The organism is Pseudomonas fluorescens HK44 (assembly GCF_000217955.3).
Taxonomy (GTDB): domain Bacteria; phylum Pseudomonadota; class Gammaproteobacteria; order Pseudomonadales; family Pseudomonadaceae; genus Aquipseudomonas; species Aquipseudomonas fluorescens_AQ.
The window spans coordinates 1-22,790 of the sequence record NZ_AFOY02000026.1; the positions used below are offsets into that span (position 1 = coordinate 1).

The 22,790-nt window shown below is 59.9% G+C and carries 19 protein-coding genes; 8 read left to right on the forward strand and 11 right to left on the reverse strand.

The window, feature by feature from the left end:
• Positions 1–43: 43 nt before the first annotated feature.
• The 7 genes from HK44_RS26755 to HK44_RS26785 all read right to left on the reverse strand — a co-directional run bounded on the left by HK44_RS26755 (position 44) and on the right by HK44_RS26785 (position 10,269).
• Positions 44–1,552: a sensor domain-containing diguanylate cyclase gene (locus tag HK44_RS26755; protein WP_019693550.1), complete on the reverse strand. Its 1,509-nt coding sequence runs from the start codon at positions 1,550–1,552 to the stop codon at positions 44–46.
• Positions 1,553–1,701: 149 nt separating this feature from the next.
• The gene (locus HK44_RS26760) at positions 1,702–2,970 is read right to left on the reverse strand and encodes an OprD family porin (RefSeq protein ID WP_024265196.1); all 1,269 of its coding nucleotides are present in this window, start codon (positions 2,968–2,970) and stop codon (positions 1,702–1,704) included.
• A gap of 245 nt (positions 2,971–3,215) precedes the next feature.
• Positions 3,216–3,440: a hypothetical protein gene (locus tag HK44_RS26765; protein WP_019693548.1), complete on the reverse strand. Its 225-nt coding sequence runs from the start codon at positions 3,438–3,440 to the stop codon at positions 3,216–3,218.
• A 258-nt stretch (positions 3,441–3,698) separates the two neighbouring features.
• Complete coding sequence (locus HK44_RS26770) at positions 3,699–5,069, reverse strand: heavy metal sensor histidine kinase (RefSeq protein ID WP_019693547.1); 1,371 nt, start codon at positions 5,067–5,069, stop codon at positions 3,699–3,701.
• A gap of 255 nt (positions 5,070–5,324) precedes the next feature.
• Complete coding sequence (locus tag HK44_RS26775; RefSeq protein WP_019693546.1) at positions 5,325–5,999, reverse strand: heavy metal response regulator transcription factor; 675 nt, start codon at positions 5,997–5,999, stop codon at positions 5,325–5,327.
• 8 nt (positions 6,000–6,007) lie between these two features.
• Entirely contained in the window at positions 6,008–9,103 is a 3,096-nt protein-coding gene (locus HK44_RS26780; protein ID WP_019693545.1) for a multidrug efflux RND transporter permease subunit, read from the reverse strand.
• On the reverse strand, positions 9,100–10,269 hold the full coding sequence (locus HK44_RS26785) for an efflux RND transporter periplasmic adaptor subunit (RefSeq protein WP_031319724.1): 1,170 nt from the start codon (positions 10,267–10,269) through the stop codon (positions 9,100–9,102). The genes HK44_RS26780 and HK44_RS26785 overlap by 4 nt, the downstream gene beginning before the upstream one ends.
• A 211-nt stretch (positions 10,270–10,480) precedes the next feature.
• On the opposite strand from HK44_RS26785, the gene HK44_RS26790 reads away from it, so the two are divergent.
• Positions 10,481–10,726: a hypothetical protein gene (locus HK44_RS26790; protein WP_019693543.1), complete on the forward strand. Its 246-nt coding sequence runs from the start codon at positions 10,481–10,483 to the stop codon at positions 10,724–10,726.
• Between the two features lie 23 nt (positions 10,727–10,749).
• Here the strand turns inward: HK44_RS26790 and HK44_RS26795 are convergent, their stop codons facing one another.
• The 4 genes from HK44_RS26795 to norR form a co-directional block, all read right to left on the reverse strand.
• Positions 10,750–11,499, reverse strand: a complete 750-nt coding sequence (locus tag HK44_RS26795; RefSeq protein WP_019693542.1) for a YkgJ family cysteine cluster protein — start codon at positions 11,497–11,499, stop codon at positions 10,750–10,752.
• A 182-nt stretch (positions 11,500–11,681) separates the two neighbouring features.
• Positions 11,682–12,164, reverse strand: a complete 483-nt coding sequence (locus HK44_RS26800; protein ID WP_019693541.1) for a GNAT family N-acetyltransferase — start codon at positions 12,162–12,164, stop codon at positions 11,682–11,684.
• Between the two features lie 3 nt (positions 12,165–12,167).
• Positions 12,168–13,076: a chemotaxis protein CheV gene (locus HK44_RS26805; protein ID WP_019693540.1), complete on the reverse strand. Its 909-nt coding sequence runs from the start codon at positions 13,074–13,076 to the stop codon at positions 12,168–12,170.
• A 254-nt stretch (positions 13,077–13,330) separates the two neighbouring features.
• Complete coding sequence (gene norR, locus HK44_RS26810) at positions 13,331–14,887, reverse strand: nitric oxide reductase transcriptional regulator NorR (RefSeq protein WP_019693539.1); 1,557 nt, start codon at positions 14,885–14,887, stop codon at positions 13,331–13,333.
• Positions 14,888–15,045: 158 nt separating this feature from the next.
• Here norR and hmpA point away from each other — a divergent pair, with 158 nt between their 5' ends.
• From hmpA to cyoE, 7 genes are all read left to right on the forward strand, one after another.
• Complete coding sequence (gene hmpA, locus HK44_RS26815) at positions 15,046–16,227, forward strand: NO-inducible flavohemoprotein (protein WP_019693538.1); 1,182 nt, start codon at positions 15,046–15,048, stop codon at positions 16,225–16,227.
• A 287-nt stretch (positions 16,228–16,514) separates the two neighbouring features.
• Positions 16,515–17,024 (forward strand): disulfide bond formation protein B, encoded by a 510-nt coding sequence (locus HK44_RS26820; protein WP_019693537.1) that lies wholly within the window; start codon positions 16,515–16,517, stop codon positions 17,022–17,024.
• An 815-nt stretch (positions 17,025–17,839) separates the two neighbouring features.
• A complete protein-coding gene (gene cyoA, locus HK44_RS26825; RefSeq protein WP_019693536.1) occupies positions 17,840–18,784 on the forward strand; it encodes a ubiquinol oxidase subunit II in 945 nt (314 codons plus the stop codon).
• Between the two features lie 3 nt (positions 18,785–18,787).
• Entirely contained in the window at positions 18,788–20,818 is a 2,031-nt protein-coding gene (cyoB, locus tag HK44_RS26830) for a cytochrome o ubiquinol oxidase subunit I (RefSeq protein WP_019693535.1), read from the forward strand.
• A 3-nt stretch (positions 20,819–20,821) separates the two neighbouring features.
• Positions 20,822–21,448 (forward strand): cytochrome o ubiquinol oxidase subunit III, encoded by a 627-nt coding sequence (locus HK44_RS26835; protein WP_019693534.1) that lies wholly within the window; start codon positions 20,822–20,824, stop codon positions 21,446–21,448.
• Complete coding sequence (cyoD, locus tag HK44_RS26840; RefSeq protein WP_019693533.1) at positions 21,449–21,784, forward strand: cytochrome o ubiquinol oxidase subunit IV; 336 nt, start codon at positions 21,449–21,451, stop codon at positions 21,782–21,784.
• Between the two features lie 11 nt (positions 21,785–21,795).
• On the forward strand, positions 21,796–22,683 hold the full coding sequence (cyoE, locus tag HK44_RS26845) for a heme o synthase (protein ID WP_019693532.1): 888 nt from the start codon (positions 21,796–21,798) through the stop codon (positions 22,681–22,683).
• Positions 22,684–22,790: the final 107 nt, after the last annotated feature.

Here is a 22,790-nt window from a genome sequence, read left to right on the forward strand (position 1 = left end):
TTTTTTTATGCGTGTAGCCGCTGCCGAGATTTACATCCGCCACCTATTCCTGCGCGCTGACCACCCGGTTACGCCCGCGGTGCTTGGCCTGATACAGCGCTTTGTCGGCTGCATACATCAGGTTTTCCAGGCTCTCGCCCGGTTGCCCTGTCGAGGTGCTGAGGCCGATGCTGACGGTGATGGGGCCCTCGTCGCCTTCGAACGGTGGCAATTGCTCGATTGCCGCACGGATCTTTTCGGCAATCCGCAGGGCTCCGGCGCTGTCAGTCTCGGCCAGCACCACGGAAAACTCCTCACCGCCATAGCGCGCGGCGAGATCGGACGGGCGACGGATGTTTTCGCTGATGACCCTGGCTAGCACGCGCAACGCCTCGTCGCCGCCCTGATGGCCGTGGCGGTCGTTGAACGACTTGAAGTGATCGGCGTCGATCATCAGCACCGACAACGGTTTGCCCGAACGCTGGGCACGGGACCATTCACGGTTCAGGGCCTGGTCGAGGGTCCGCCGGTTAGCCACGCCGGTGAGGGCGTCGATGGCGGCCTGTTGCGCCATTTCCTGCTCGGCGTGATGGCGCAGGCGAAATTCGCGGCACAGCAGCAAGGTCAGCCACATCAAACCGATACACAACACGCCGGTTGCGCCACTGATCACGTACGCGGTGCGTTTCCAGCTGGCGAAGACTTCGTCCATGGAGAGGGCGACGATCACCGTCAATGGCAGGTTGCCGACGCGCGAGAACGTGTACAGGCGGTCCTGGTGGTCCATGCTTGATACGCTGCTGAAGTGGCCAATGCCTTCACGCATGATGCGTATGACGTTGGGTCGATTGCCGAAATTCTTGCCAATGCTGTCATCGGTCAGCATGGGCTTTTGCGCCAACAGTATGCCGTCCTTGTCGAGCACGTTGAGGGTGCTGTCAGTGCCGATGTTCAAGCTGCTGAACAATTCATCGAAGTACGCCAGCCGCATGGACGCGACGGCAACGCCAAGAAACTCACCGGTGGGCGACGAGATGCGCCGGCTGAAGCTGATGCGCCACTGATCGCTGTCGGCGCAGTCGCAACGGGGTTTGAACGGCCGGCTGATAAACATCCCGGTGTCACTGTTGCTGACGTGGGCCTGGAAGTAGTCGCGGTCAGCAAAATTGCCCGGTTTGGGCTGAATCAACGACGAATCGGCGATCACCTTGCCCTGCTTGTCGAGCAACAGGACATCGCCCTTGAAACGTACGCTGCTTGCACGGTCGAACAGCACCAGGTGGCGGATCTGCGCCGAAACCTTCTGCAGGTCGTCACGCTGGGCGGCAGCGATCAAGCCTTGCAGTGACAGGTCATAGAGCTCGACGTTGCGCAGCACATCGGCGTCGATCAGTTGCACGATGTTGGTCGCACCCCGCGTGGCCGCCTGCATGGCATTGGCGTGTTCGCGGATCAGCAGGAAGGTGACGATGGCGATGATCGCGACGACGGTCAGCGAACTGCCGAGAACCAGCAGGAGTTCCGGTCGGCGGGTAGAGCCCGTTATGGAGTGGTGTGTGCGGTTTGCACTCATGGTTCTGATTTCTGCACAGGGACATCATCAGCGTAGTTCCCGGACACGCCGGGCAGCATTGCAGATATCAGTTCGTTGATCTCAGTGCATGTATAGATCCCGAACATAAAAAAGGCCAGCGTGGATGCTGGCCTTTTTGTGAGTTTTACTTAGAAAACATTCAGTGGGTAGTCGACAATCACCCGGTATTCATCGGTATCGGTATCCAGCGCGCCATAGCCGTTGCTGCCACGGTTGGTGGCCCATTGCAGGCGCAGCGCCAGATCCTTGGCCGTGCCGCCCTGGACCACGTACTTGAGATCGATATCACGCTCCCAGTGTTTGGCATTTTTACCCGCTTCGTTATAGAAGCTGGCATAGCCGCGGCTATTCGGGTCGACCTTGCTCAGGTCCAGCGTGCCACGCGAATACGACACGGCCGAGGTCAGGCCTGGCACGCCGACGCCAGCGAAATCATAGGCGTACTTGAGCTTCCACGAACGCTCATTCGGGCCATTGAAATCGGAATACTGCTGCGAGTTATCGAGGAAGATGCTGTCGCCCTGAGAGATGTAGTCGAACGGCGTGTTGCCGTTCACGCGTTGGTAAGCGGCGGTGACGCTGTGGCTACCGACGCCCACGGTGAAGTGCAGGCTGTAGGTGTTGTTGTCGATTTTGCCGAGCAACGCCTCGCCAGTGTCCTGGGTGTGATAGTAGTGCAGGCCCGGATTGAGGCTGACCAGTTCGTTGACCGCGTAGGTGTAGTCCAGGTCGTAGTAGTACTGGTTCCAGATGTCCTTGAGCTCGGACGCATAGAGGCTGCTGGTCAGGCCCGGCAGACCGCTCCAGGCCACACCGGCCCAGTTCAGGTGCTGGCTTTTGTCACCGTCCGCCAGTTTGCCGTAGGACGTCCCGATGCGCTGGTGTCCGCTCTGGTTGTAAGGCTTGGTGAAGCTCGCCTGGCCGCCCTCGATCAGCCAGCCGTCGAAGCTGTGGTTGGTCAGGCTGATGCCGCGAAAAGTCTGCGGCAGCATCCGGCTCATGCCTCCGGCGATTACCGGGTTGTTCAGGAACAGGTCACCGGCTTTCAGTTCGGTGTCCAGGGCGCGCATTTTCAGGGTGCCGCCACCGCTTGAAAACGAGCCCGGTGCTTTGCCGTTGTCATCGCTGATCGGCAGGATGCTCGAACCACTGGTGCCGCCACCGCCGTCGAGTTTGAGCCCGAGCATGGCGTTGGCATCCACGCCAAAACCGACCGGGCCCTGGGTGTAGCCCGATTCGAAGATACCGAGGAAACCCTGGCCCCATTCGATGTTGTCGTGGGTCTGCTGCTGACGGTTGCGGTTCAGGTAGTAGTTGCGGGCGTTGAGCTTGAGGCTTGCGCCTTCAACGAAACCATCGTGGCCGGATTCTTCGGCGGCCTGGACGCTTACGGCCATCGTTGCGCTCATTGCAATAAATAGAGGACAGAATTTGAGGATAATGCTCACGCGGGATACAGCTCCTTGGGCCAATAACAAGAGTTGTTGTTTTTAATGATCCGAGTGTTTCTTATTGGGTATTAACAAAGAACTAACTGACAAATACACAACAAAAAAAAGCCGCTGATAGCAGCGGCTTGAAGACAACTTCTCTAGGGAAAGAGCCCTGAGAAGTGTCGAGGGAAACGGGGGGATATTGCCGATCAGCTATCTTTATCAACCTGTGGTTGAGCCGGATCAGCCGATGTTTGCCGGGCTTTCTCGGATTTCTGTGCTTTTGCGGTCAGTTCAGCCTGGGACTTGTCGAAGGCTGCGGTACGCGCAGCATTATGCGCGACAAATGCCGGCGACTCTTCAGCCATGGCAAATGGCGACAAGAACAAGGACGACAAAACGAAAGCGCTGGCAATACCCATGCTGTTGGACATCTTGAAAACCTTCTTGCTTGGCAAGTGCTGTTTGGTGCGGCCAAGGTAAAGGTCTTGGGGGGCGGGAAAAAGAGCAGATTGCATAAAGGACTGTTGCATCAAGGGTAACAGTCGCACCGACCTGTGGCGAGCGAGCTTGCTCGCGCTGGGCTGCGAAGCGGCCCCAACACAATCAACCGTGTTTAATCAGATATACCACCTGCCCCGAATTACGACTGCTACGCAGCCGAGCGCGAGCAAGCTCGCTCGCCACAGGAATCAGATCGGCAAATAGATCCCGAACGTATTCACGCCGTTATCACTGCGCACAAACACATTGCCGCCGTGCATCAGCGCAATCGCCTTGACGATGGCCAGCCCCAGGCCATGGTTGGCGCCGCTGTTGCTGCGCGAGGCGTCGACCCGGTAGAAGCGCTCGAACAAGCGCGGCAGATGTTCGCTGGCGATGGGCTCGCCGGGGTTGGCGACGCCGATACTGACCTGATGCTCCTGAACATCGATCTGCACCCGAATGACCTGGCCGGGAGCCGTGTGTTGCACCGCGTTGTTCAGCAGGTTGATCAGCGCCCGGCGCAGGTGGGCGATTTCGATCTGCACCTGGGCATCGCCGCTGACCTGAACCTTGACCTGCGCGTCTTCAAGGATGAAATCCAGGTAGTCCAGGGTGGTCGCGACTTCATCCGCAAGCGAGGTGGTGGTCAGTTTGGTGGCCTTGCTGCCCTGGTCGGCGCTGGCCAGAAACAGCATGTCGTTGATGATCGACCGTAGCCGTTCGAGTTCTTCGAGGTTTGATTGCAGCACTTCGAAGTAGTGCTCTGTCGAGCGTCCACGGGTCAGGGCAACCTGGGTTTGACCGATCAGGTTGGTCAGTGGCGAGCGCAGTTCGTGGGCGACATCGGCGTTGAACGATTCAAGTCGCGTATAGGCTTGTTCGACCCGCTCCAGCGTCTCGTTGAACGAGCTGACGAACTGATTGAGTTCCGGTGGCAGCGGCGACAGTTGCAGCCGTGAGGACAGCAACGGCGGTGCCAGTCGTTGAGCTTCCTGAGACAACTTGATCAAGGGCTTGAGGCCAATTCGCGCCACCCAGTAACCCAGCGCCGAGGCCAGCAGCACGCCGATGATCGCCAGGCTGATCAAGGCGATCAGCAAGTGATGCTGGGTCTCGTAGAAGGTTTGTGTGTTGATGCCGATCATGAAGCGCAGCGGTGGGCGCTGGTCCTTGGCCGGAAACTGGCTGACCAGCACTTTCATCGGATAGGGCTGTTCCGGCAGCTGTACGTCGCGCTTGCCGGTTGGCCCTTGCGCCAAGGCGCGGATCTGCGGGGTGATGTTGCCGTATTCGTAGTTGGCATCGCCGCTGATGATCCAGAAGCTGATGCGCTTGTCCTCTTCGCCCAGCAGGTTGAGTTTGTTGTTGATCTTCACCCAGTGCTCTGGCGTACCAAAGCGCCCGACCGTGGATTCGAGCACGCTGTAACGCGCATCCAGTTCGGCAGCCGGCAACAGCGCCAGGCCCTTTTCGACCTGTTGATACAGCGCCCAGCCGATCAACAGAAACACCAGCGCCGCCACCAGGGTGAACATGCCGCTCAGGCGCAACGCGATACTGTTTCGAGGGTAGATCATCACTCATTTCCTATGCCGCGCCGGAGTCTGTTGTTGCGCAGGGCAAGGCGCGAGGAGCGAGGTTTGGTCGTTCCAAATAAGCTCCGAGTAACGCAGCCCTGCGCAACAACAGATCCGGCCCTTCGGGTTGTGCCTGAAAGCGGGCCAGGCTGCGTTGCAGTCCTTGGCAAGGAAACGACCCTTACCGGCGGACTGCGCCTTGCCTGGCCCGCTTTCAGGCGACAACGCGGCATAGGAAATGAGTGATGATCTACCCTAAGCACTGCGGCTCTCCAGCACATAGCCCATGCCGCGAATGGTGTGCAGCAGTTTCTCTTCGAACGGCCCGTCGATCTTGGCGCGCAGGCGCTTGATCGCGACTTCGACGACGTTGGCGTCGCTGTCGAAATTGATGTCCCAGACCATCTCGGCAATCGCGGTTTTCGAGAGGATTTCGCCCTGACGCCGGGCCAGCACGCTCAGCAGCGAGAACTCCTTGGCGGTCAGGTCCAGCCGCGTGCCGGCACGGGTGGCCTTGCGGCTGATCAGGTCAATCCACAGGTCGGCAATCGTCACTTGCACCGGTTCATGTCCGCCACTGCGGCGGGTCAGCGCTTGCAGGCGGGCGACCAGTTCGAGAAACGAAAACGGTTTGCCCAGATAATCGTCGGCACCGTCGCGCAGGCCTTTGATCCGGTCTTCCACGCGCTCGCGGGCGGTCAGCATGATCACCGGGGTCTGTTTGCGCGCACGCAGGGCGCGCAGCACGCCGTAGCCGTCGAGACCCGGCAGCATCACGTCGAGGATGATCACCGCGTAGTCGTTTTCGAGCGCCAGGTGCAAACCTTCGACCCCGTCCGGGGCGCGGTCCACGGTGTAACCCTGTTCGGTCAGACCGCGGTACAGATAATCCGCGGTTTTCTCTTCGTCTTCGATAATCAGAACGCGCATGACCCGCCTCAGTGTGTGGTCGCCAGCGCAGGCGCTGGTGTGGAGCGATGGAACACCCGCTCAAGCCATAAGTATATGACTGGCGTGGTAAACAGCGTCAGCGCCTGGCTGACCAGCAAACCGCCCACCACCGCGATCCCCAGCGGTTGGCGCAGTTCGGCACCGGTGCCGTAACCGAGCATCAGCGGCAGGGCGCCGAGCAGGGCAGCGAGGGTGGTCATCATGATCGGCCGGAACCGCGTGAGACACGCCTCGAAAATCGCTTCTTGCGGGGACAGCCCGCGATTGCGCTGGGCGTCGAGGGCGAAGTCGATCATCAGGATGCCGTTCTTCTTGACGATACCGATCAGCAGCACCAGGCCGATCAACGCCATGATCGAGAAGTCCTGACCGAGGATCCACAGCAGTATCAAGGCGCCGAGGCCGGCGGAAGGCAAGGTCGAGATGATCGTCAGCGGGTGCACGAAACTCTCATAGAGCACGCCAAGAATGATGTACACCGCCACCAGCGCCGCCAGAATCAGCCACGGCTGGCTGGCCAGCGAACTCTGGAACGCCTGGGCCGCACCCTGGAAATTGCCGTTGACCGAGGCTGGCATGCCGATGTCGTTCTTCGCCTGGTTGAGCAGGATCACCGCGTCACCCAAGGCCACGCCAGGCGCGAGGTTGAACGACAGGTTGGCGGCCGGGAACATGCCATCGTGGGCGATGGACAGCGGGCCGATGGTCGGCGCATCGAAACGGGCCAGCGCCGACAACGGCACCATCTCGCCACTCAGCGGCGAGCGCAGGTAGAAATAGGCGAGGCTTTCGGCCTTGCCGCGCTGGCGGGTGTCGAGTTCGAGAATGACGTTGTACTGGTTGATTTCGGTCTGGAACTCGTTGACCTGCCGTTGGCCGAAGGCGTCATAAAGCGCTTCGTCGACATCGCTGGCGGTCAGCCCGAAGCGCGCCGCCGCGGCACGGTCGATGTGGATGTGGGTGATGCTGCCGCCCAGTTGCAGGTCGTTGGAAATGTCGCGGAACGCCGCAATACCGCGCAGTTTTTCGGTCAGGCGCTGGGTCCAGAGGTTCAGTGTCGGACCGTCGTTGCTCTTGAGCACGTATTGATACTGGGCGCGGCTGGGGCCGGAGCTGAGGTTGATGTCTTGCCCGGCGCGCAGGTACAGCACAATGCCCGGGACTTTCATCAGTTGCGGACGAATCCGGTCGATGAAGGCGCTGGCGGACACATCGCGGTCGCCGCGTTTTTTCAAGGAGATCCAGAAGCGTCCGTTGGCGATGGTCTGGTTGCTGCCGGAAACGCCCACCGAATGGGAGAAGGTCTGCACCGCCGGGTCGGCGGCGACGATTTCAGCCAGGGCCTGGTGCTTTTTCACCATCTCCGGAAACGACACGTCGGCGGCGGCTTCGGTGGTGCCGAGGATAAAACCGGTGTCCTGTATCGGGAAGAAACCTTTGGGGATAAACACGTAGCCGGCAATCGCCATGCACAGCGTCAGGCTGAAGATCCCCAGCATCAGTTTCTGATGCGCCAGGGCGCGGCGCAGTGCCCGTTCATACAGCGCGAGCAGGCGTTCGCCGAAACCGGGTTTGGCGTGGGCATCGTGTGCCGGCGCACGCATGAACAGGGCGGCCATGGTCGGTGCCAGGGTCAACGACACCACCACCGAAATCATGATGGTCGAGGTGGCGGTCAAGGCGAACTCCTTGAACAACCGGCCGACCACGCCCCCCATGAACAGCAGCGGAATGAACGCCGCGACCAGCGAGAAACTGATCGAGACCACGGTAAAGCCGATCTCGCCAGCGCCCTTGATCGCCGCCTCGCGCATGCCGTCACCGGCCTCCAGGTGGCGGTGAATGTTCTCCACCACCACGATCGCATCGTCGACCACAAACCCTACGCAAATGACGATCGCCACCAGGGTCAGGTTGTTCAGGCTGAAGCCCATGATGTACATCAGCGCGATACTGGCGATCAGCGAAACCCCGAGTACGCTGGACACGATCAGCGTCGCCGACCACTGGCGCAGGAACAGCGCCATCACGGCGACCACCAGCAGGACCGCGATCAGCAGGGTGACTTCCACTTCGTGCAGCGAAGCGCGGATGGTCTGGGTCCGGTCGATCAGCACGTTGACCTGTATCGACGCCGGGAGCATCGCTTGCAGACCCGGCAACGCGGCTTGAATTCGGTCCACGGTGTCGACGATGTTCGCGCCCGGTTGCCGCAGGATCACCAGGTTGACCCCCGGGCGATCGCCAGACCATGCCTGGACGTAGGCGTCTTCCGAGCCACTGACCACGGTGGCGATGTCCCGGAGCTGAACCGGTGCGCCGTTCTTGTAGGAGACAATGAGCTGACCGTACTCGTCGGGATGAAACAGCTGATCGTTGGTCGATAGCGTGGAAATGCTCGACTCACCGTACAGCGCACCCTTGGCCAGGTTGAGGCTGGTTTTCTGAATGGCCAGGCGCACGTCGGCCAGGGTCAGGCCGATGGCGGCAAGTTTGTCAGCCGAGGCCTGGACCCGGATCGCCGGACGTTGCTGACCGGTGATGTAGATCTGGCCGACGCCGTCGATCTGGCTCAGTTGTCGTGCCAGCAGGGTTTCGGCGTAGTCGCTGAGTTCGGTGCCGGGCATTTGCGTCGAGCTGACGCTAAGGATCAGCACCGGGCTGTCGGACGGGTTGACCTTGCGCCAGGTCGGCAGCGTCGGCATGTCCTTGGGCAGTTTGCCGGCGGCGGTGTTGATCGCGGCCTGAACTTCTTGCGCGGCGGTGTCGATGCTTTTGCTGAGGGTGAATTGCAGGGTCAGGTTGGTCGAACCCAAGGCACTGCTGGAGGTCATCTGGGTCATGCCGGGGATGGCACTGAATTGCACCTCCAACGGCGTCGCCACCGACGACGCCATGGTGTCGGGGCTGGCGCCGGGCAACTGCGCGGCGACTTGAATGGTCGGGAACTCGGCTTCCGGCAAAGGGGCGACGGGCAGGCGCGGGAAGGCGATCAAGCCCAGTAGCACCAGGGCGAAGGTCAGCAGTGCCGTGGCGACCGGATGGTCGATGCACCAGGCCGAAATGCCGCCATGGACCTTCATGGCTGTCGCTCCGCCGCAGTGCTTTGCGTGAGCGCTGGCGGCTCGCCGAGAATCTGCACGCTGGCCCCCGGCTTGAGCCGCGACTGACCATCGCTGACCAGTACATCACCGGCCTGTACCCCTGTGATGATGTTCAGCCCGCTGTCCTGATAGACCATTTGCACCGGAACGGATTCGACCTTGTTGCCGCTGACCCGGTATACGAAATGCTGATCCAGCCCGCGCTGGACTACAGATGGCGGCACCACCAGCGCATGCTTGTCGACGGCGGTCTGGATCTTGAGGGTCACCAGTTGCCCAGGCCAGAGTTTTTGCCCGGCGTTGCTGAATTCGGCCTTGGCGCGAATGGTCCCGGTGTTGGCATTGATCTGGTTGTCGATGAGCGTCAGGTGGCCTTCGCCGAGCAGGTCGCCGGTCTGGCCATTGGTGTCGGCGCCGAGGTAGGCATTCACGTCCGCAGGTGGGGTTGCGCTGATCAGCCGTTGCAGCGTCGGCAGCATTTGCTGCGGCAGGGAGAACTCGACGGCAATCGGGTCGATCTGGGTGACCGAGAACAATCCCTGGGTATCGCTCATACGCAGGAAGTTGCCTTCATCCACGGTGCGAATACCGACACGGCCCGTCACCGGCGAGCGAATCTGTGTGTAGGAGAGCTGCACCTGCGCCGCATCGATGGCCGCCTGATTGCCCTGCGCGGTGGCTTTCAACTGATTGACCAGGGCCTGTTGCTGGTCGTAGGTCTGCTTGGAGACGCCGTCGTCGACACTCAGTAATTTGTAGCGTTTGAGATTGACCTGGGCGACCTGCAACTGCGCCTGGTTTTCACCCAGCTGCGCACGGGCTTGATCGAGGCTGGCGCGGATCGAGCGATCATCGATGGTCGCCAGCAGGTCACCGGCCTTCACCAACTGACCTTCCTTGACCAGCAGTCGGGTGAGGATGCCGTCGATCTGCGGACGAATGACCACACTGTGCAACGACAGCACCGAGCCAATCGCGCTGACATAGCGCGGCACGTCGCGTTCGACGACGCTGACCACCCGCACCGGAATCGCGGTGGGGGCCGAGAGTTTGCTTGTCGCCGGTTTGAACGCAACGCCAATGGCCACGGCAGTGACCGTCACCAGCAGCGCGGCGATCAGCAGTTTTTTTCCTGGAATGGGCATGAGCATCGAGCGCCGGGGCAAAAAGACGGAGAATAATGGCCTAGTTATAGTCCTTCGTTGCGGTCAGCAGGGTGACGGCTAACTGACAGGGCTGTCAGCAAAGGTGACCATTCATGCGTCGGGAGGTTAAAGATCATGGGTACGCAGGTATACTGCCGGCCTTTCGCGGCCCACCCATCGGGCCCGACTCACTGTAACACCCGGAGCATTCATGACTTCCCCGATACAAGCGCCTGCTGCTGACGAACAGGCTGACCTGCCAGACAGCGTCGACTCCAGCGCCGACAGCGAAACCAAAGCCGTCATCCCGGCCTTCAAGTTCCCGTTCAAACCGGGCGAGCTGGCCGGCGCTAAAAACGCCAGTCAGCCGTGGTACAAGAACGGCGCCAAGAATGGTCACACCAAGACCCCGGGCGCAGCGCCTCCTGGCACCCGTCGCTCGATGGGCAAGCGCTGAGTCGTCCCTCTGCGTTATAAATCTCAGGCCGCGCGCAACGAGATAAACGCATAGTTCAGAGGCTCTGCCGTGACCACGTTCGCGCCAGCGGCCTGCACTTGCTCAGCAATGTCGTTGCCCGACACATGGAACTGCCATTCACTGGCCGAACCTGGCAACGGATCTGCCTGAACCAGATCAATCGCCTGGGCAAACGCCGCCATGTCCGGCAGGTAGGCGGTAAACCCGTCACCTTTGAGCGCCGTGGTGCGAATCCCCAGCCGTTCGCAAATCGCTTCCTTGGCCTGAACATCGTCGCGGTCTGCCTGACGCGAGCGCTGGATCAGGTCGGCCAACGCCTGATCAACCAACTGACCGCCAACGATCAACGCAGGACCTTGTTCCCACGATTCGGGCGGGCAGTCCTTGGCTGTTGGCGTCAGGGGGATGTGCGGATTGATTTCCATCGGGTAGATGCGGCACACCAACGGCCGGCGCTCGTAGATGCGGCAGAGGTTGTCTTCGTCAAGATTCCGGCAGGGACCGGCGTTGTACGCGGCGAAGGTGATCGCTACATGGGCCTGGGTCGCACCACTGGGCACCACCACGGAACGGCGTTCGGCGTGCTCGCGTTGCAAGGCCGGAAGGCCCAGGCCATTGCCGAGAAAACCTTCCACCAGCACGATCACGGCACCGCCGTCGGCCGCCCACATCCGGGCCTCGGAAAGGGTCAGGGGTACATGGTGGTCACTGCAGCATTTGCCACAACCTACGCAGGAAAACGTCGTATTCATTAGGGGAGAGGTCACATTCCAGAGACGTCAGCGATGACGAAAAACCACCGCGAGGGATGGTGCCAAAGCAAGTTGTGCGCCAGTCGCTGGCCTTGGGCGTGTGTTGGTCAAGGGCTGGATATGCATGATAGTTTGATGTTGCTGGTACGAGCCTCATCGCGAGCAGGCTCGCGATAGCGGTGTCAGTCTGGAACCAGTTCCCTTCGGACGACACGCATTCCAGCGCTTTCATACAGGCGCTGAGCCCGGTGGTTGTCTTCCAGTACTTTCAGGTCAACAAACCCTTCGCGGCGCTGTTGAAACACACTGAAGGCATGTAACAGTAGCGCCCGCCCCAAGCCTTGGCCCTGAGCGCGTGGATGTACCACCAGGTTCTTGATGTAGGCACTGGTCCAGCACTGGGCCACGCCGACAATGCCGTGGGCATCCGAGGCGATGAAACACAGTACCGGGTCATATTCGGCATCGCTTTCAAAGCGCTCGCACCACACCTCTAGCGCCGGTACTCGACCGCCGCCTTGCTGATAACCCAGTTCCATCAACCCGTGAACGGCTTCGGCCAGATCGGGGCGGTATTGGTTCAGCACAATGCCTGGAGGCCAGGCAATGGCGGGCAACACCCCGGCGAGGGCGCGCCTCAGCAGCAGGCAATACTCCTCAGCCAAGGCTCAATGACCTTGTTCTTGCTGCGCGACGGCTTTTGCGGCCGTGATCAGGCATTTGGTCAGCTCTGGTGAGGAGAACTTGGTCAGTACTGCGTTCGCTCCGGCCAGACGGGCTTTTTCGCTATTCATCGCACTGTCCAGCGAGGTGTGCAGCAGGATATAGAGGTGGGAAAAGTCCGGGGTTTCACGCAGGGTTCGGGTGAAGGCGTAACCGTCCATCTCGGACATTTCGATGTCCGAGACAATCAGGTTGATCTGCTGCGTGGTGCCTTGCAGGTCCAGCAGACAGTCGATAGCTTCCTTGGCGCTGCGTGCGGTGTGGCATTGCAGGCCGAGGTTGCGCAGGGTGTGTACCGATTGTTGCAGCGCCACCTGGCTGTCATCGACCACCAGAATGCGTGCGTTGCCCAGCACTTCGGCGTCTTCCATGCTCAGTTCGGTCGGGGCCATTTCGATCTGCGCCGGGGCGATGCCGTGGATAACTTTTTCGATATCGAGCACCTGCACCAGCGTGCCGTCGACCGAGGTCACGCCGGTGATGTACGAACGCACGCCCCCGGAGCCGTAGGGCGGTGGGCGGATGTCGGTGGTCAGGCAATGGACGATCTTGCTCACCGCTTGCACGTGCAGGCCCTGTTTGGAGCGGCTGACGTCGGTGACGATCAGGCAGCCCCCATTCGGGTCCACCAGCGGCCGCTCGCCAATCGCCCGGCTCAGGTCGATGACCGACAGCGAGGCACCGCGCAGGGTGGCGATGCCTTTGACGTGCGGGTGCGACTCCGGCAGTTTGGTCAGGGGCGGGCAGGGGATGATTTCACTGACTTTCAGCAGGTTGATCGCCATCAGCTTGCCACTGCGCAAGGTAAAGAGCAGAAGCGAAAGTGAATCTGCGCGGGCTTTGTTGGAGGACATAAAAACCTTCTGTGGAAAAGGTGATGGGCGATTGTAGGACCGCCAGCAACTATTGATATCGGGTTATCGACGTAAGCGGGGCAGGCTTTAACCTTAATGCCAAACGCTGAACCCCGTGGCGAGGGAGCTTGCTCCCGCTGGGGCGCGAAGCGGCCCTAAAATCGTCCTTCGCGCTGAGTCAGACAAAAATTTGAACACCTGTTTGCGGCTGCTCCGCAGCCGAGCGGGAGCAAGCTCCCTCGCCACATTGGTTACTACTTCAATCCCAACCGCTTGGCCATCCGCCCAAGGTTCGCCCGGTCCAAGCCTAGCTCACGGGCGGCGCTGGCCCAGTTGTTTTGATGGCGCTCAAGACACGCGGTGATCAACTGGCGTTGATAGTTTTCGGTGGCCTGGCGCAGGTCACCGAACACTTCAACCACAGGCGTCGGGTCAATGGCCGCAGGCGCTGGGGGCGTTTCGAATGGCGTGTGGGGCAAGTCCAGATCCGCCGCGCTCAGGCTGAGAATCTTTGGCCGTTCCCGTGAGTTGCCCAGCGCTTTCAATGCGCTGCGACCAATCAAGTGCTCCAGTTCGCGGACGTTGCCCGGCCAGCTGTAGGCCAGCAATGCCGCTTGGGCATCGCTGCTCAGGCGCAGGCTGTTGAGGCCCATCCGCGAGCGGTTCTGTTCAAGAAAGTAACCGCTGAGCAGCAACACATCCCGACCGCGATCGCGCAGCGCCGGCACCAGCAGCGGGTAGACGCTGAGGCGATGGTAGAAGTCGGCGCGGTAGCGGCCGCTGCGCACCTCTTCGGCCAGGTCACGGTTGGTCGCGGCGATCAGGCGCACGTCGACCTGATGCTCCTTGTCCGAACCCAGGCGCTGCAACTGGCCGCTTTGCAGCACACGAAGCAATTTGGCCTGCACCGCCAATGACAACTCGCCCACTTCATCGAGAAACAGCGTGCCGCCGTTGGCCAGTTCGAATTTGCCACGCCGGTCGTTCAGCGCCCCGGTGAAGGCGCCGCGCACGTGGCCGAACAGCTCGCTTTCCACCAGGGTGTCAGGCAGCGCGGCGCAGTTGAGGCTGATGATCGGTTTGTCGGCACGCGGTGAAGCGGCGTGGATCGCCTGGGCCACCAACTCTTTACCGACCCCGGTTTCGCCGGTGATCAGCACCGTCAGGTCGCTGCCGCCGACCAGGTTGATCTCTTCCACCAAATGTTTGTGCGCCTTGCTCTGGCCGATCATTTCGCGGTTCTGCTGACCGCTGGCCTGACGATAGACCTCGGCGCGCTGGTGCTCGTCTTCGGCGCGATTGGCCAGCCGTTCGATGCGTTCGGCAGCGTTGACCGTGGCCGCGGCGAGGCTGGCAAAGGCTTGCAAGGCGTCCAGCTCGATCGGTTCGAAGCGCTCCGGGTCCAGCGCATCGAGGGTCAGCAAGCCCCATGGACGCTCGTCAATAAACAGCGGGCAGCCCATGCAGTCGTGGACTTCCAGGTGTTCGCCATGGCCGTCGACCAAACCGTCATAGGGATCGGGCAAGGTGCTGTCGCTGGGGAAGCGCGTGGGCTCCGAGCGGCTGAGCAAGGCTTCAAAGCGCGGGTGTTCGCTGACCTTGAAGCGCCGGCCGAGGGTGTCGGTGCTCAGGCCGTCCACCGCCAACGGCACCAGCCATTCACCGTCGAGCCGCAGCAGGGCGGCGGCATCGCAGGGGAGCAGGGCGCGCATGGCTTCGAGCAGGCGGCGATAACGCTCGCCTTCGGGCAATTCGCGGGATAGGTCGCAGACCAGCGGCAGCAACGCGGTTAAGAGGGGTTTTGCAGTCATATTGACTCCATGTAGTCGAGGTGACTATAAAACTGCTTGTGTCGTTATGACCACATGTTTTTTAAGCTATTGATTTATATCGTTTTATTTATTGGCATGGAAACTGATACGTCATGGGTAGAAAGCTATAAACCCAGTCGTTCAGGAGTCTCTCCCTTATGCTTAGCGCTCAAGACCGTGCCATCGTCAAATCCACTGTACCGTTGCTGGAAAGCGGCGGCGAAGCCCTGATCACTCACTTCTACCGCATGATGCTCTCCGAGTACCCAGAGGTTCGTCCGCTGTTCAACCAGGCGCACCAGGCCAGCGGCGACCAGCCACGGGCCTTGGCTCGCGGGGTGCTGATGTACGCACGGCATATCGATCAGCTCGACCAGTTGGGCGATCTGGTGGCGAAGATCATCAACAAGCATGTCGCCCTGCAAATCCTGCCGGAGCATTACCCGATTGTCGGCTCCTGCCTGCTGCGGGCGATTTCCGAAGTGCTGGGTGACGAGATTGCCACGCCAGAGGTGATGAGCGCCTGGGGCGCGGCCTACAATCAGCTGGCCGACATTTTGATCGGCGCCGAAACCGCGATCTACGACGAGAAGGCCGCCGCTGTTGGTGGCTGGCGCGGGGCGCGGGAATTCAAACTGGTGAAGCGCGTGGAAGAGAGCGCGGAAATCACTTCGTTCTACTTTGAACCCGCGGACAAGGGGCCGATTCTTGCGGCAGAACCGGGTCAGTACATCGGCATGAAACTGATCCTTGATGGCGAAGAAATCCGTCGCAACTATTCGCTGTCATCCCTGGGTGACAACGGTCAGTACCGCATCAGTGTCAAACGCGAAGAGGGTGGCCGCGCCTCGAACTACCTGCACGACCAGTTCCCTGTCGGCGCGAGCATCCTGTTGTTCCCGCCAGCCGGTGAGTTCACCTTGACCGCCAGCGACAAACCGCTGGTGCTGATCAGCGGCGGCGTCGGCATCACGCCAACCCTGCCGATGCTTGAAGCGGCGCTGGCCACCGAACGTCCGGTGCATTTTATCCACTGTGCGCGTAACGGTGGCGTGCATGCCTTCCGCGACTGGATCGACGGCCTGGCCGAGCGTCACCCGCAACTCAAACGCTTCTACTGCTATGCCGAAGATGACGGCGTCAGCCCGGCGGCGGATAAGGTTGGGCTGTTGAGCCAGGAGCAGTTGGCGGACTGGTTGCCGCAAGAGCGCGACCTGGACGCCTACTTCCTCGGCCCGAAAGGTTTCATGGCCGCGATCAAGCGCCACCTCAAGGCCTTGGGTGTGCCGGAGAAGCAGAGCCGCTACGAGTTCTTCGGCCCGGCTGCTGCGCTGGAATAACGGAGGCGGCGACTCGGGGAGACCGAGTCGCCTTCATCGCGAGCAGGCTCGCTCCCACCTTGGAACTGCGGCGTACGCAAGATGTGTGCTCGCATCGGCCCAGTGTGGGAGCGAGCCTGCTCGCGATGGCCGCACCGCGGTCTTGAATTTTGCAAAACACGTGAAAGTTAATCCCTTCTTAACCCGCTTATCGTCTATTCCCGGATATCCACCGGCATGCGCCGGCTCTCAAAGGTCAGAGCCAGCGTGTAGACTTGCGGGCAATAGATAGTCAGAAGGGAAACGCGATGAACGAGGAAATGAGGCGGTTGGGCCGAGAGCGGCGCTTCCTGATGTTGCTGGGTATCATCTGCCTGGCGCTGATCGGTGGCGCGCTGTACATGCAAGTGGTGCTGGGCGAGGCGCCCTGCCCACTGTGCATCCTGCAACGCTATGCGCTGTTGCTGATCGCGATCAGTGCCTTTATCGGTGCCGCCATGCGCACCCGTCGCAGCATCACCGTGTTCGAAGGGCTGGTGGTGATTTTCGCCCTCGCGGGCGCTGCAGCGGCCGGGCATCACGTCTATACGCAGTTCTACCCGGCGGTCAGCTGCGGTATCGATGTGCTGCAACCGATTGTCGATGGCTTGCCGTTGGCGAAGATCTTCCCGCTGGGGTTCCAGGTCGATGGCTTCTGCGAGACGCCGTACCCGCCGATCCTCGGCCTGTCGCTGGCACAGTGGGCGCTGGTGGCCTTCGTATTGACCGTCGTGCTGGTGCCGCTGCTCATTTCGCGTAACCGCAAACACCTGAACTGAGGCTGCTCGCCGCAGCCACAGGCCTTGAATAAAGCGCCCCGGACCTTGAAAAGAGGCCGGGGCGCTTTGCGTTTCAGCGGGGCTGTCAAAGGATCGTGACGCGCGACAATGAAGGGTGCGGCACGCGTGCGACATGTTGTCACAGACACGGTGTCGCAACTCATTTCAAAGACGATTGTCGTCGCTGAAACTGACAAGGAATTTACCTTACAGGCGGGCCTTTCCGAATGCCGGAAAATGCGTTGCAGCAGGCAGTTTTAACAGGCTCGGACGAATGGCCAAAGGCCTTGTGACAAAGGGGCTTGCGCGAGGTCGACGATGCTTCGAGAGGGGCTGAAGCTGTCTGAACTGCGGACAGTAGCGCTGGTTTTTTGGGGGTTGTTGTTGAGAATGTGTCTCGATATCGTGGATAATCTTTGCAGGTTTCGTTAATGATTGTTGCGGTATCCGATAAAAATTATTTCGAGTTGAGACATGGTTTATACAACGTTACATATCTACAATCGCCCGCACTGAAATTCCGGGGCGGCACTCTCCTTGGCACAAGGGGCGGTCGTGGGGCTGTAACGGGCTTCATTCGACGCCAGGTGTCGGCGCCTTCCAACTATCCGCACCAAATGGAATTGGTCTGTAACAAGGCCTTTGACCACGAATTCGAATAAGAACTCACCGCTCGCTCAGGATGTGTCGACCAGCGTTTAACGCGCGACGGGCAAGCCCTTATTCAATCCAAGAAAAATGCCAACCCTTGGCAGGGTGAAGTGTTGGCGATCAAAACCCAACTGCATTGCGCAAGCTGCTTTAGAGGTCGTGAGATGAGTAAAAACAGGTACCCCAGACTACTAGGCTTATTGCCGCTGCTCGGCACGCTGCTGCTGGGAGGCTGCAACATGACCCTGCTCGATCCCAAGGGCCAGGTCGGCCTGGACGAGCGCAACCTGATCATCACCGCAACGCTGCTGATGCTGTTGGTCGTGGTCCCGGTCATCGTCATGACCTTCCTGTTCGCCTGGAAATACCGCGCTTCCAACAAGGACGCCGTCTACACCCCGAAATGGTCGCACTCCACCAAGATTGAAATCGCGGTGTGGGCCGTTCCCGTGCTGATCATCATTGCCCTGGGTTACGTCACCTACAAGTCGACCCACGCGCTGGACCCTTACCGTCCGCTGGAATCCGACGTCAAGCCGATCACCATTCAAGTGGTCGCGATGGACTGGAAGTGGCTGTTCATCTACCCGGAACAAGGCATCGCCACCGTCAACAAGATGGTGTTCCCGGCCAACACGCCCGTTAACTTCAAAATCACCTCCGACACCGTGATGAACTCGTTCTTCATTCCGGGCCTGGGCGGTCAGATCTACGCGATGGCGGGCATGGAGACCAAGTTGCACCTGATCGCCAATCAGAATGCCGAGTTTGACGGCATCTCCGCCAACTACAGCGGTGCTGGCTTCACTGGCATGAAATTCAAAGCAATCGCCACCTCTCAGGCAGATTTCGATGCCTGGGTCAGTGATGTCAAGAAGGCACCTAAACAGCTTGAAAAAGCTGAATACGAAGCCCTTTCCAAACCAAGCCAGAACAACCCGGTTGAACTCTACTCCTCGTACGCGCCGAACCTGTTCCAGACCATCATCGACAAGTATGAAGGCATGAAACCGGGCAAGCCGATGCACCACGAGAAGGAAGGTAAGGAAGTGGCCGGTATGGAAGGGATGGACATGAGTTCGCATTCAGCTGCCGGGGCAGAGGAGTAAACGATGTTTGGTAAATTAAGTTGGGAAGCAATCCCGTTCCACGAGCCGATCGTGATGGTGACCATCGCCATGATCGCGCTCGGTGGTCTGGCGGTATTTGCTGCAATCACCTACTTCAAGAAGTGGACCTATTTGTGGACCGAGTGGCTGACGTCGGTCGACCACAAGAAAATCGGCGTGATGTACATCATCGTTGCCATGATCATGCTGCTGCGTGGTTTTGCCGACGCCGTGATGATGCGTTCCCAGCTGGCCCTGGCCACTGAGGGGTCGCCTGGCTACCTGCCACCTGAACACTATGACCAGATCTTCACCGCTCACGGTGTGATCATGATCATCTTCATGGCGATGCCATTCTTCACCGGCCTGATGAACCTGGCAGTGCCGCTGCAGATCGGCGCGCGTGACGTCGCCTACCCGTTCCTGAACTCCCTGAGCTTCTGGCTGCTGGTCTCCGGCGTGGTATTGGTGAACGTGTCCCTGGGGGTCGGCGAATTCGCCCGTACCGGTTGGGTTGCGTATCCACCGCTGTCGGAACTGGGCTACAGCCCGGGCGTGGGTGTGGACTACTACATCTGGGCATTACAACTGTCTGGACTGGGTACGACATTGACGGGGGTCAACTTCCTGGCCACTGTGCTGAAAATGCGTACCCCGGGCATGAAAATGATGGACATGCCGATCTTCACCTGGACCTGCACCTGGGCCAACGTACTGATCGTCGCTTCCTTCCCGATCCTGACCGCTACCCTGGCACTGCTGACGCTTGACCGTTACATGGATTTCCACATTTTCACCAATGAACTGGGTGGCAATCCAATGATGTACGTCAACCTGTTCTGGGCCTGGGGTCACCCCGAGGTTTACATCCTGATTCTGCCGGCGTTCGGGATCTTCTCCGAAGTCATCTCGACCTTCTCCGGCAAGAAACTGTTCGGCCACCACTCGATGATCTACGCCAGCGGCGCGATCTCGATCCTCGGCTTCATGGTTTGGCTGCACCACTTCTTCACCATGGGTTCGGGTGCCAACGTCAACGCCTTCTTCGGTCTGGCGACGATGCTGATTTCGATCCCGACCGGGGTGAAGCTGTTCAACTGGCTGTTCACCATCTACCAGGGCCGTTTGCGTTTCACCAGCCAGGTAATGTGGACTCTGGGCTTCATGGTGACCTTCGCCATCGGCGGCATGACCGGCGTACTGCTGGCCATCCCGGGTGCTGACTTCGTACTGCACAACAGCCTGTTCGTGATCGCGCACTTCCACAACGTGATTATCGGCGGCGCCGTATTCGGCTACATCGCAGGCTTCGGCTTCTACTTCCCTAAAGCGTTCGGCTTCAAGCTGCACGAAGGTTGGGGCAAGGCAGCGTTCTGGTTCTGGATCTCGGGCTTCTTCGTCGCGTTCATGCCGCTCTATGTACTGGGCTTCATGGGCATGACCCGTCGTCTGAACAGCACCACCAACCCTGAGTGGACACCGTACCTGCACGTGGCAATGGTCGGTGCGGTCCTGATCGCCTTCGGTATTGCCTGCCAGTTGATCCAGCTCTACGTGAGTATCCGTGATCGCAAGCTGCCACAGAACATGTGCGAAGCCGGCGACCCGTGGAATGCCCACACGCTGGAATGGTCGACCTCGTCGCCACCACCGTTCTACAACTTCGCGGTACTGCCGAAAGCCGATGGCATCGACCCGTTCACCGAAGCCAAGGAAAACGGTACTGCGTACAAGGCTCCGGCCCGTTACGAGCCGATCCACATGCCAAACAACACCGCGACCGGCCTGGTCATGGGTGCTCTGTTGACCGTGTTCGGTTTCGCGATGATCTGGCACATCTGGTGGATGGCCATCTTTGGCCTGGCTGGCACCGTGATCTATTTCGTGATCCACGCTGCCCGTGATGATCAAGGCTACATGGTGCCGGTCGATGTGATCGAGCGCATTGAAGCCGAGCAGCACAAGCGTCTGGTTGCGGCCAAAGCGATTCCGGCCACCGCCACCCGTGTTGAAACCTCGTTGGAACAGGCTTAAACCATGTCGAACTTAGTGACCAATGTTGGACACGCCCATGGTCATGACCATGGGCACGATGACCATCACCACGACTCGGGCGAGATGACCGTATTCGGTTTCTGGCTCTACCTGATGACCGACTGCATTCTGTTTGCGTCGATCTTCGCGGTGTACGCGGTACTGGTAAACAACGTAGCCGGTGGCCCGTCGGGCCACGACATCTTCGAACTGCCCTATGTGCTGGGCGAAACCGCCTGCCTGTTGCTCAGCTCGATCACCTACGGCTTCGCCATGCTGGCGTTGTTCAAAGGCAAGAAGACTCAGGTGCTGGGCTGGTTGGCCATCACCTTCCTGTTCGGCCTGGGCTTCATCGGCATGGAGATCAACGAGTTCCATACGCTGATCTCCGAAGGCTTCGGTCCGAACCGCAGCGGCTTCCTGTCCGGGTTCTTCACCCTGGTCGGTACCCACGGTCTGCACGTGACCAGCGGCCTGATCTGGATGGCGATCATGATGTATCAGGTCAACAAGCATGGCCTGACGTCGACCAACAAGACCCGTTTGAGCTGCCTGAGCCTGTTCTGGCACTTCCTGGACGTAGTGTGGATCTGCGTATTCACCGTTGTTTACCTGATGGGGACTCTGTAAATGGCTAACGCAGCTCACTCACACACTGGCCACGACAGCCACGGCAGCGTCAAGTCCTACGCTATCGGCTTCATCCTGTCGGTGATCCTGACCATCATTCCTTTCGGCCTGGTGATGTACCCATCCCTGCCGAAAGCCATGACCCTGTGGATCGTACTGGCCTTCGCAGTGATCCAGGTGCTGGTGCACCTGGTCTACTTCCTGCACCTGGACCGTTCCGCCGCCCAGCGTAACAACGTGATTGCGTTTATCTTCGCGGCGCTGGTTATTGTCCTGTTGGTCGGTCTGTCGCTGTGGATCATGTTCAGCATCCATTCCGTCATGATGGCGCACTGAGGAAAGTCCGGATGTCCTTAAAGCACTTTATCCAAATCACCAAACCGGGGATCATTTTCGGTAACGTGCTTTCTGTGGCAGGCGGGTTTTTCCTGGCCTCGAAAGGGCATGTCGATCTGGCCATTTTCCTGGCTGCGATGATCGGCACGTCCCTGGTGGTCGCGTCGGGTTGCGTGTTCAACAACTGCATCGACCGTGACATCGACCTGAAGATGGAACGCACCAAGAACCGCGTGCTGGTCCAGGGCCTGATCTCCCTGAAACTGGCACTGGTTTACGCGACCGTCCTGGGTGTCGCCGGCGTGGCCTTGCTGTATCGCGTGGCCAACCCGCTGGCGGCGTTGTTCGCGGTGATCGGCTTTGTGATCTACGTCGGCTTCTACAGCCTGTACCTCAAGCGCAAGTCGGTTCACGGCACGCTGGTGGGCAGTCTGTCGGGGGCGATGCCGCCGGTGATTGGCTATGTCGCGGTGAGCAATAGCTTCGACATGGCGGCGCTGACGCTGCTGGTGATGTTCAGCTTGTGGCAGATGCCGCATTCCTACGCGATCGCGATCTTTCGCTTCAACGATTACCTGGCGGCATCGATTCCGGTGTTGCCGGTGAAGCGCGGGATTCAGGTGGCGAAGAAGCACATCCTGCTGTACATCCTGGCGTTCCTGGTGGCGACCTTGATGCTGACGTTCAGTGGTTACGCCGGCATGAGTTATCTCGCGGTTGCGGCGGCCATGGGCATGTACTGGTTGTACATGGCCTGGACGGGCTACAAGGCGGTGGATGACACGGTGTGGGCACGCAAGCTGTTCGTGTTTTCGATTTTCACCATCACGGCGTTGAGTGTGATGATGTCGCTGGACTTCAAGGTGCCGACCGAGTTGTTGCTGACTTACGCGCCTTAAGGTTTTGCGGTTGTACAAAAAAGCCCCGCCTTCGAGAGAAGCGCGGGGCTTTTTGTTCCGCAGGCTGCGATTTGTTGATCTTGGCGGCCTGACAGCCGGCCTGTCTT

Coding starts and splice junctions, on each gene's coding strand:
- HK44_RS26755 (WP_019693550.1), bottom strand. CDS start 1,552: ATGAGTGCAAACCGCACACACCACTCCATAACGGGCTCTACCCGCCGA.
- HK44_RS26760 (WP_024265196.1), bottom strand. CDS start 2,970: ATGGCCGTAAGCGTCCAGGCCGCCGAAGAATCCGGCCACGATGGTTTC.
- HK44_RS26765 (WP_019693548.1), bottom strand. CDS start 3,440: ATGTCCAACAGCATGGGTATTGCCAGCGCTTTCGTTTTGTCGTCCTTG.
- HK44_RS26770 (WP_019693547.1), bottom strand. CDS start 5,069: ATGATCTACCCTCGAAACAGTATCGCGTTGCGCCTGAGCGGCATGTTC.
- HK44_RS26775 (WP_019693546.1), bottom strand. CDS start 5,999: ATGCGCGTTCTGATTATCGAAGACGAAGAGAAAACCGCGGATTATCTG.
- HK44_RS26780 (WP_019693545.1), bottom strand. CDS start 9,103: ATGAAGGTCCATGGCGGCATTTCGGCCTGGTGCATCGACCATCCGGTC.
- HK44_RS26785 (WP_031319724.1), bottom strand. CDS start 10,269: ATGCCCATTCCAGGAAAAAAACTGCTGATCGCCGCGCTGCTGGTGACG.
- HK44_RS26790 (WP_019693543.1), top strand. CDS start 10,481: ATGACTTCCCCGATACAAGCGCCTGCTGCTGACGAACAGGCTGACCTG.
- HK44_RS26795 (WP_019693542.1), bottom strand. CDS start 11,499: ATGAATACGACGTTTTCCTGCGTAGGTTGTGGCAAATGCTGCAGTGAC.
- HK44_RS26805 (WP_019693540.1), bottom strand. CDS start 13,076: ATGTCCTCCAACAAAGCCCGCGCAGATTCACTTTCGCTTCTGCTCTTT.
- norR (WP_019693539.1), bottom strand. CDS start 14,887: ATGACTGCAAAACCCCTCTTAACCGCGTTGCTGCCGCTGGTCTGCGAC.
- hmpA (WP_019693538.1), top strand. CDS start 15,046: ATGCTTAGCGCTCAAGACCGTGCCATCGTCAAATCCACTGTACCGTTG.
- HK44_RS26820 (WP_019693537.1), top strand. CDS start 16,515: ATGAACGAGGAAATGAGGCGGTTGGGCCGAGAGCGGCGCTTCCTGATG.
- cyoA (WP_019693536.1), top strand. CDS start 17,840: ATGAGTAAAAACAGGTACCCCAGACTACTAGGCTTATTGCCGCTGCTC.
- cyoB (WP_019693535.1), top strand. CDS start 18,788: ATGTTTGGTAAATTAAGTTGGGAAGCAATCCCGTTCCACGAGCCGATC.
- HK44_RS26835 (WP_019693534.1), top strand. CDS start 20,822: ATGTCGAACTTAGTGACCAATGTTGGACACGCCCATGGTCATGACCAT.
- cyoD (WP_019693533.1), top strand. CDS start 21,449: ATGGCTAACGCAGCTCACTCACACACTGGCCACGACAGCCACGGCAGC.
- cyoE (WP_019693532.1), top strand. CDS start 21,796: ATGTCCTTAAAGCACTTTATCCAAATCACCAAACCGGGGATCATTTTC.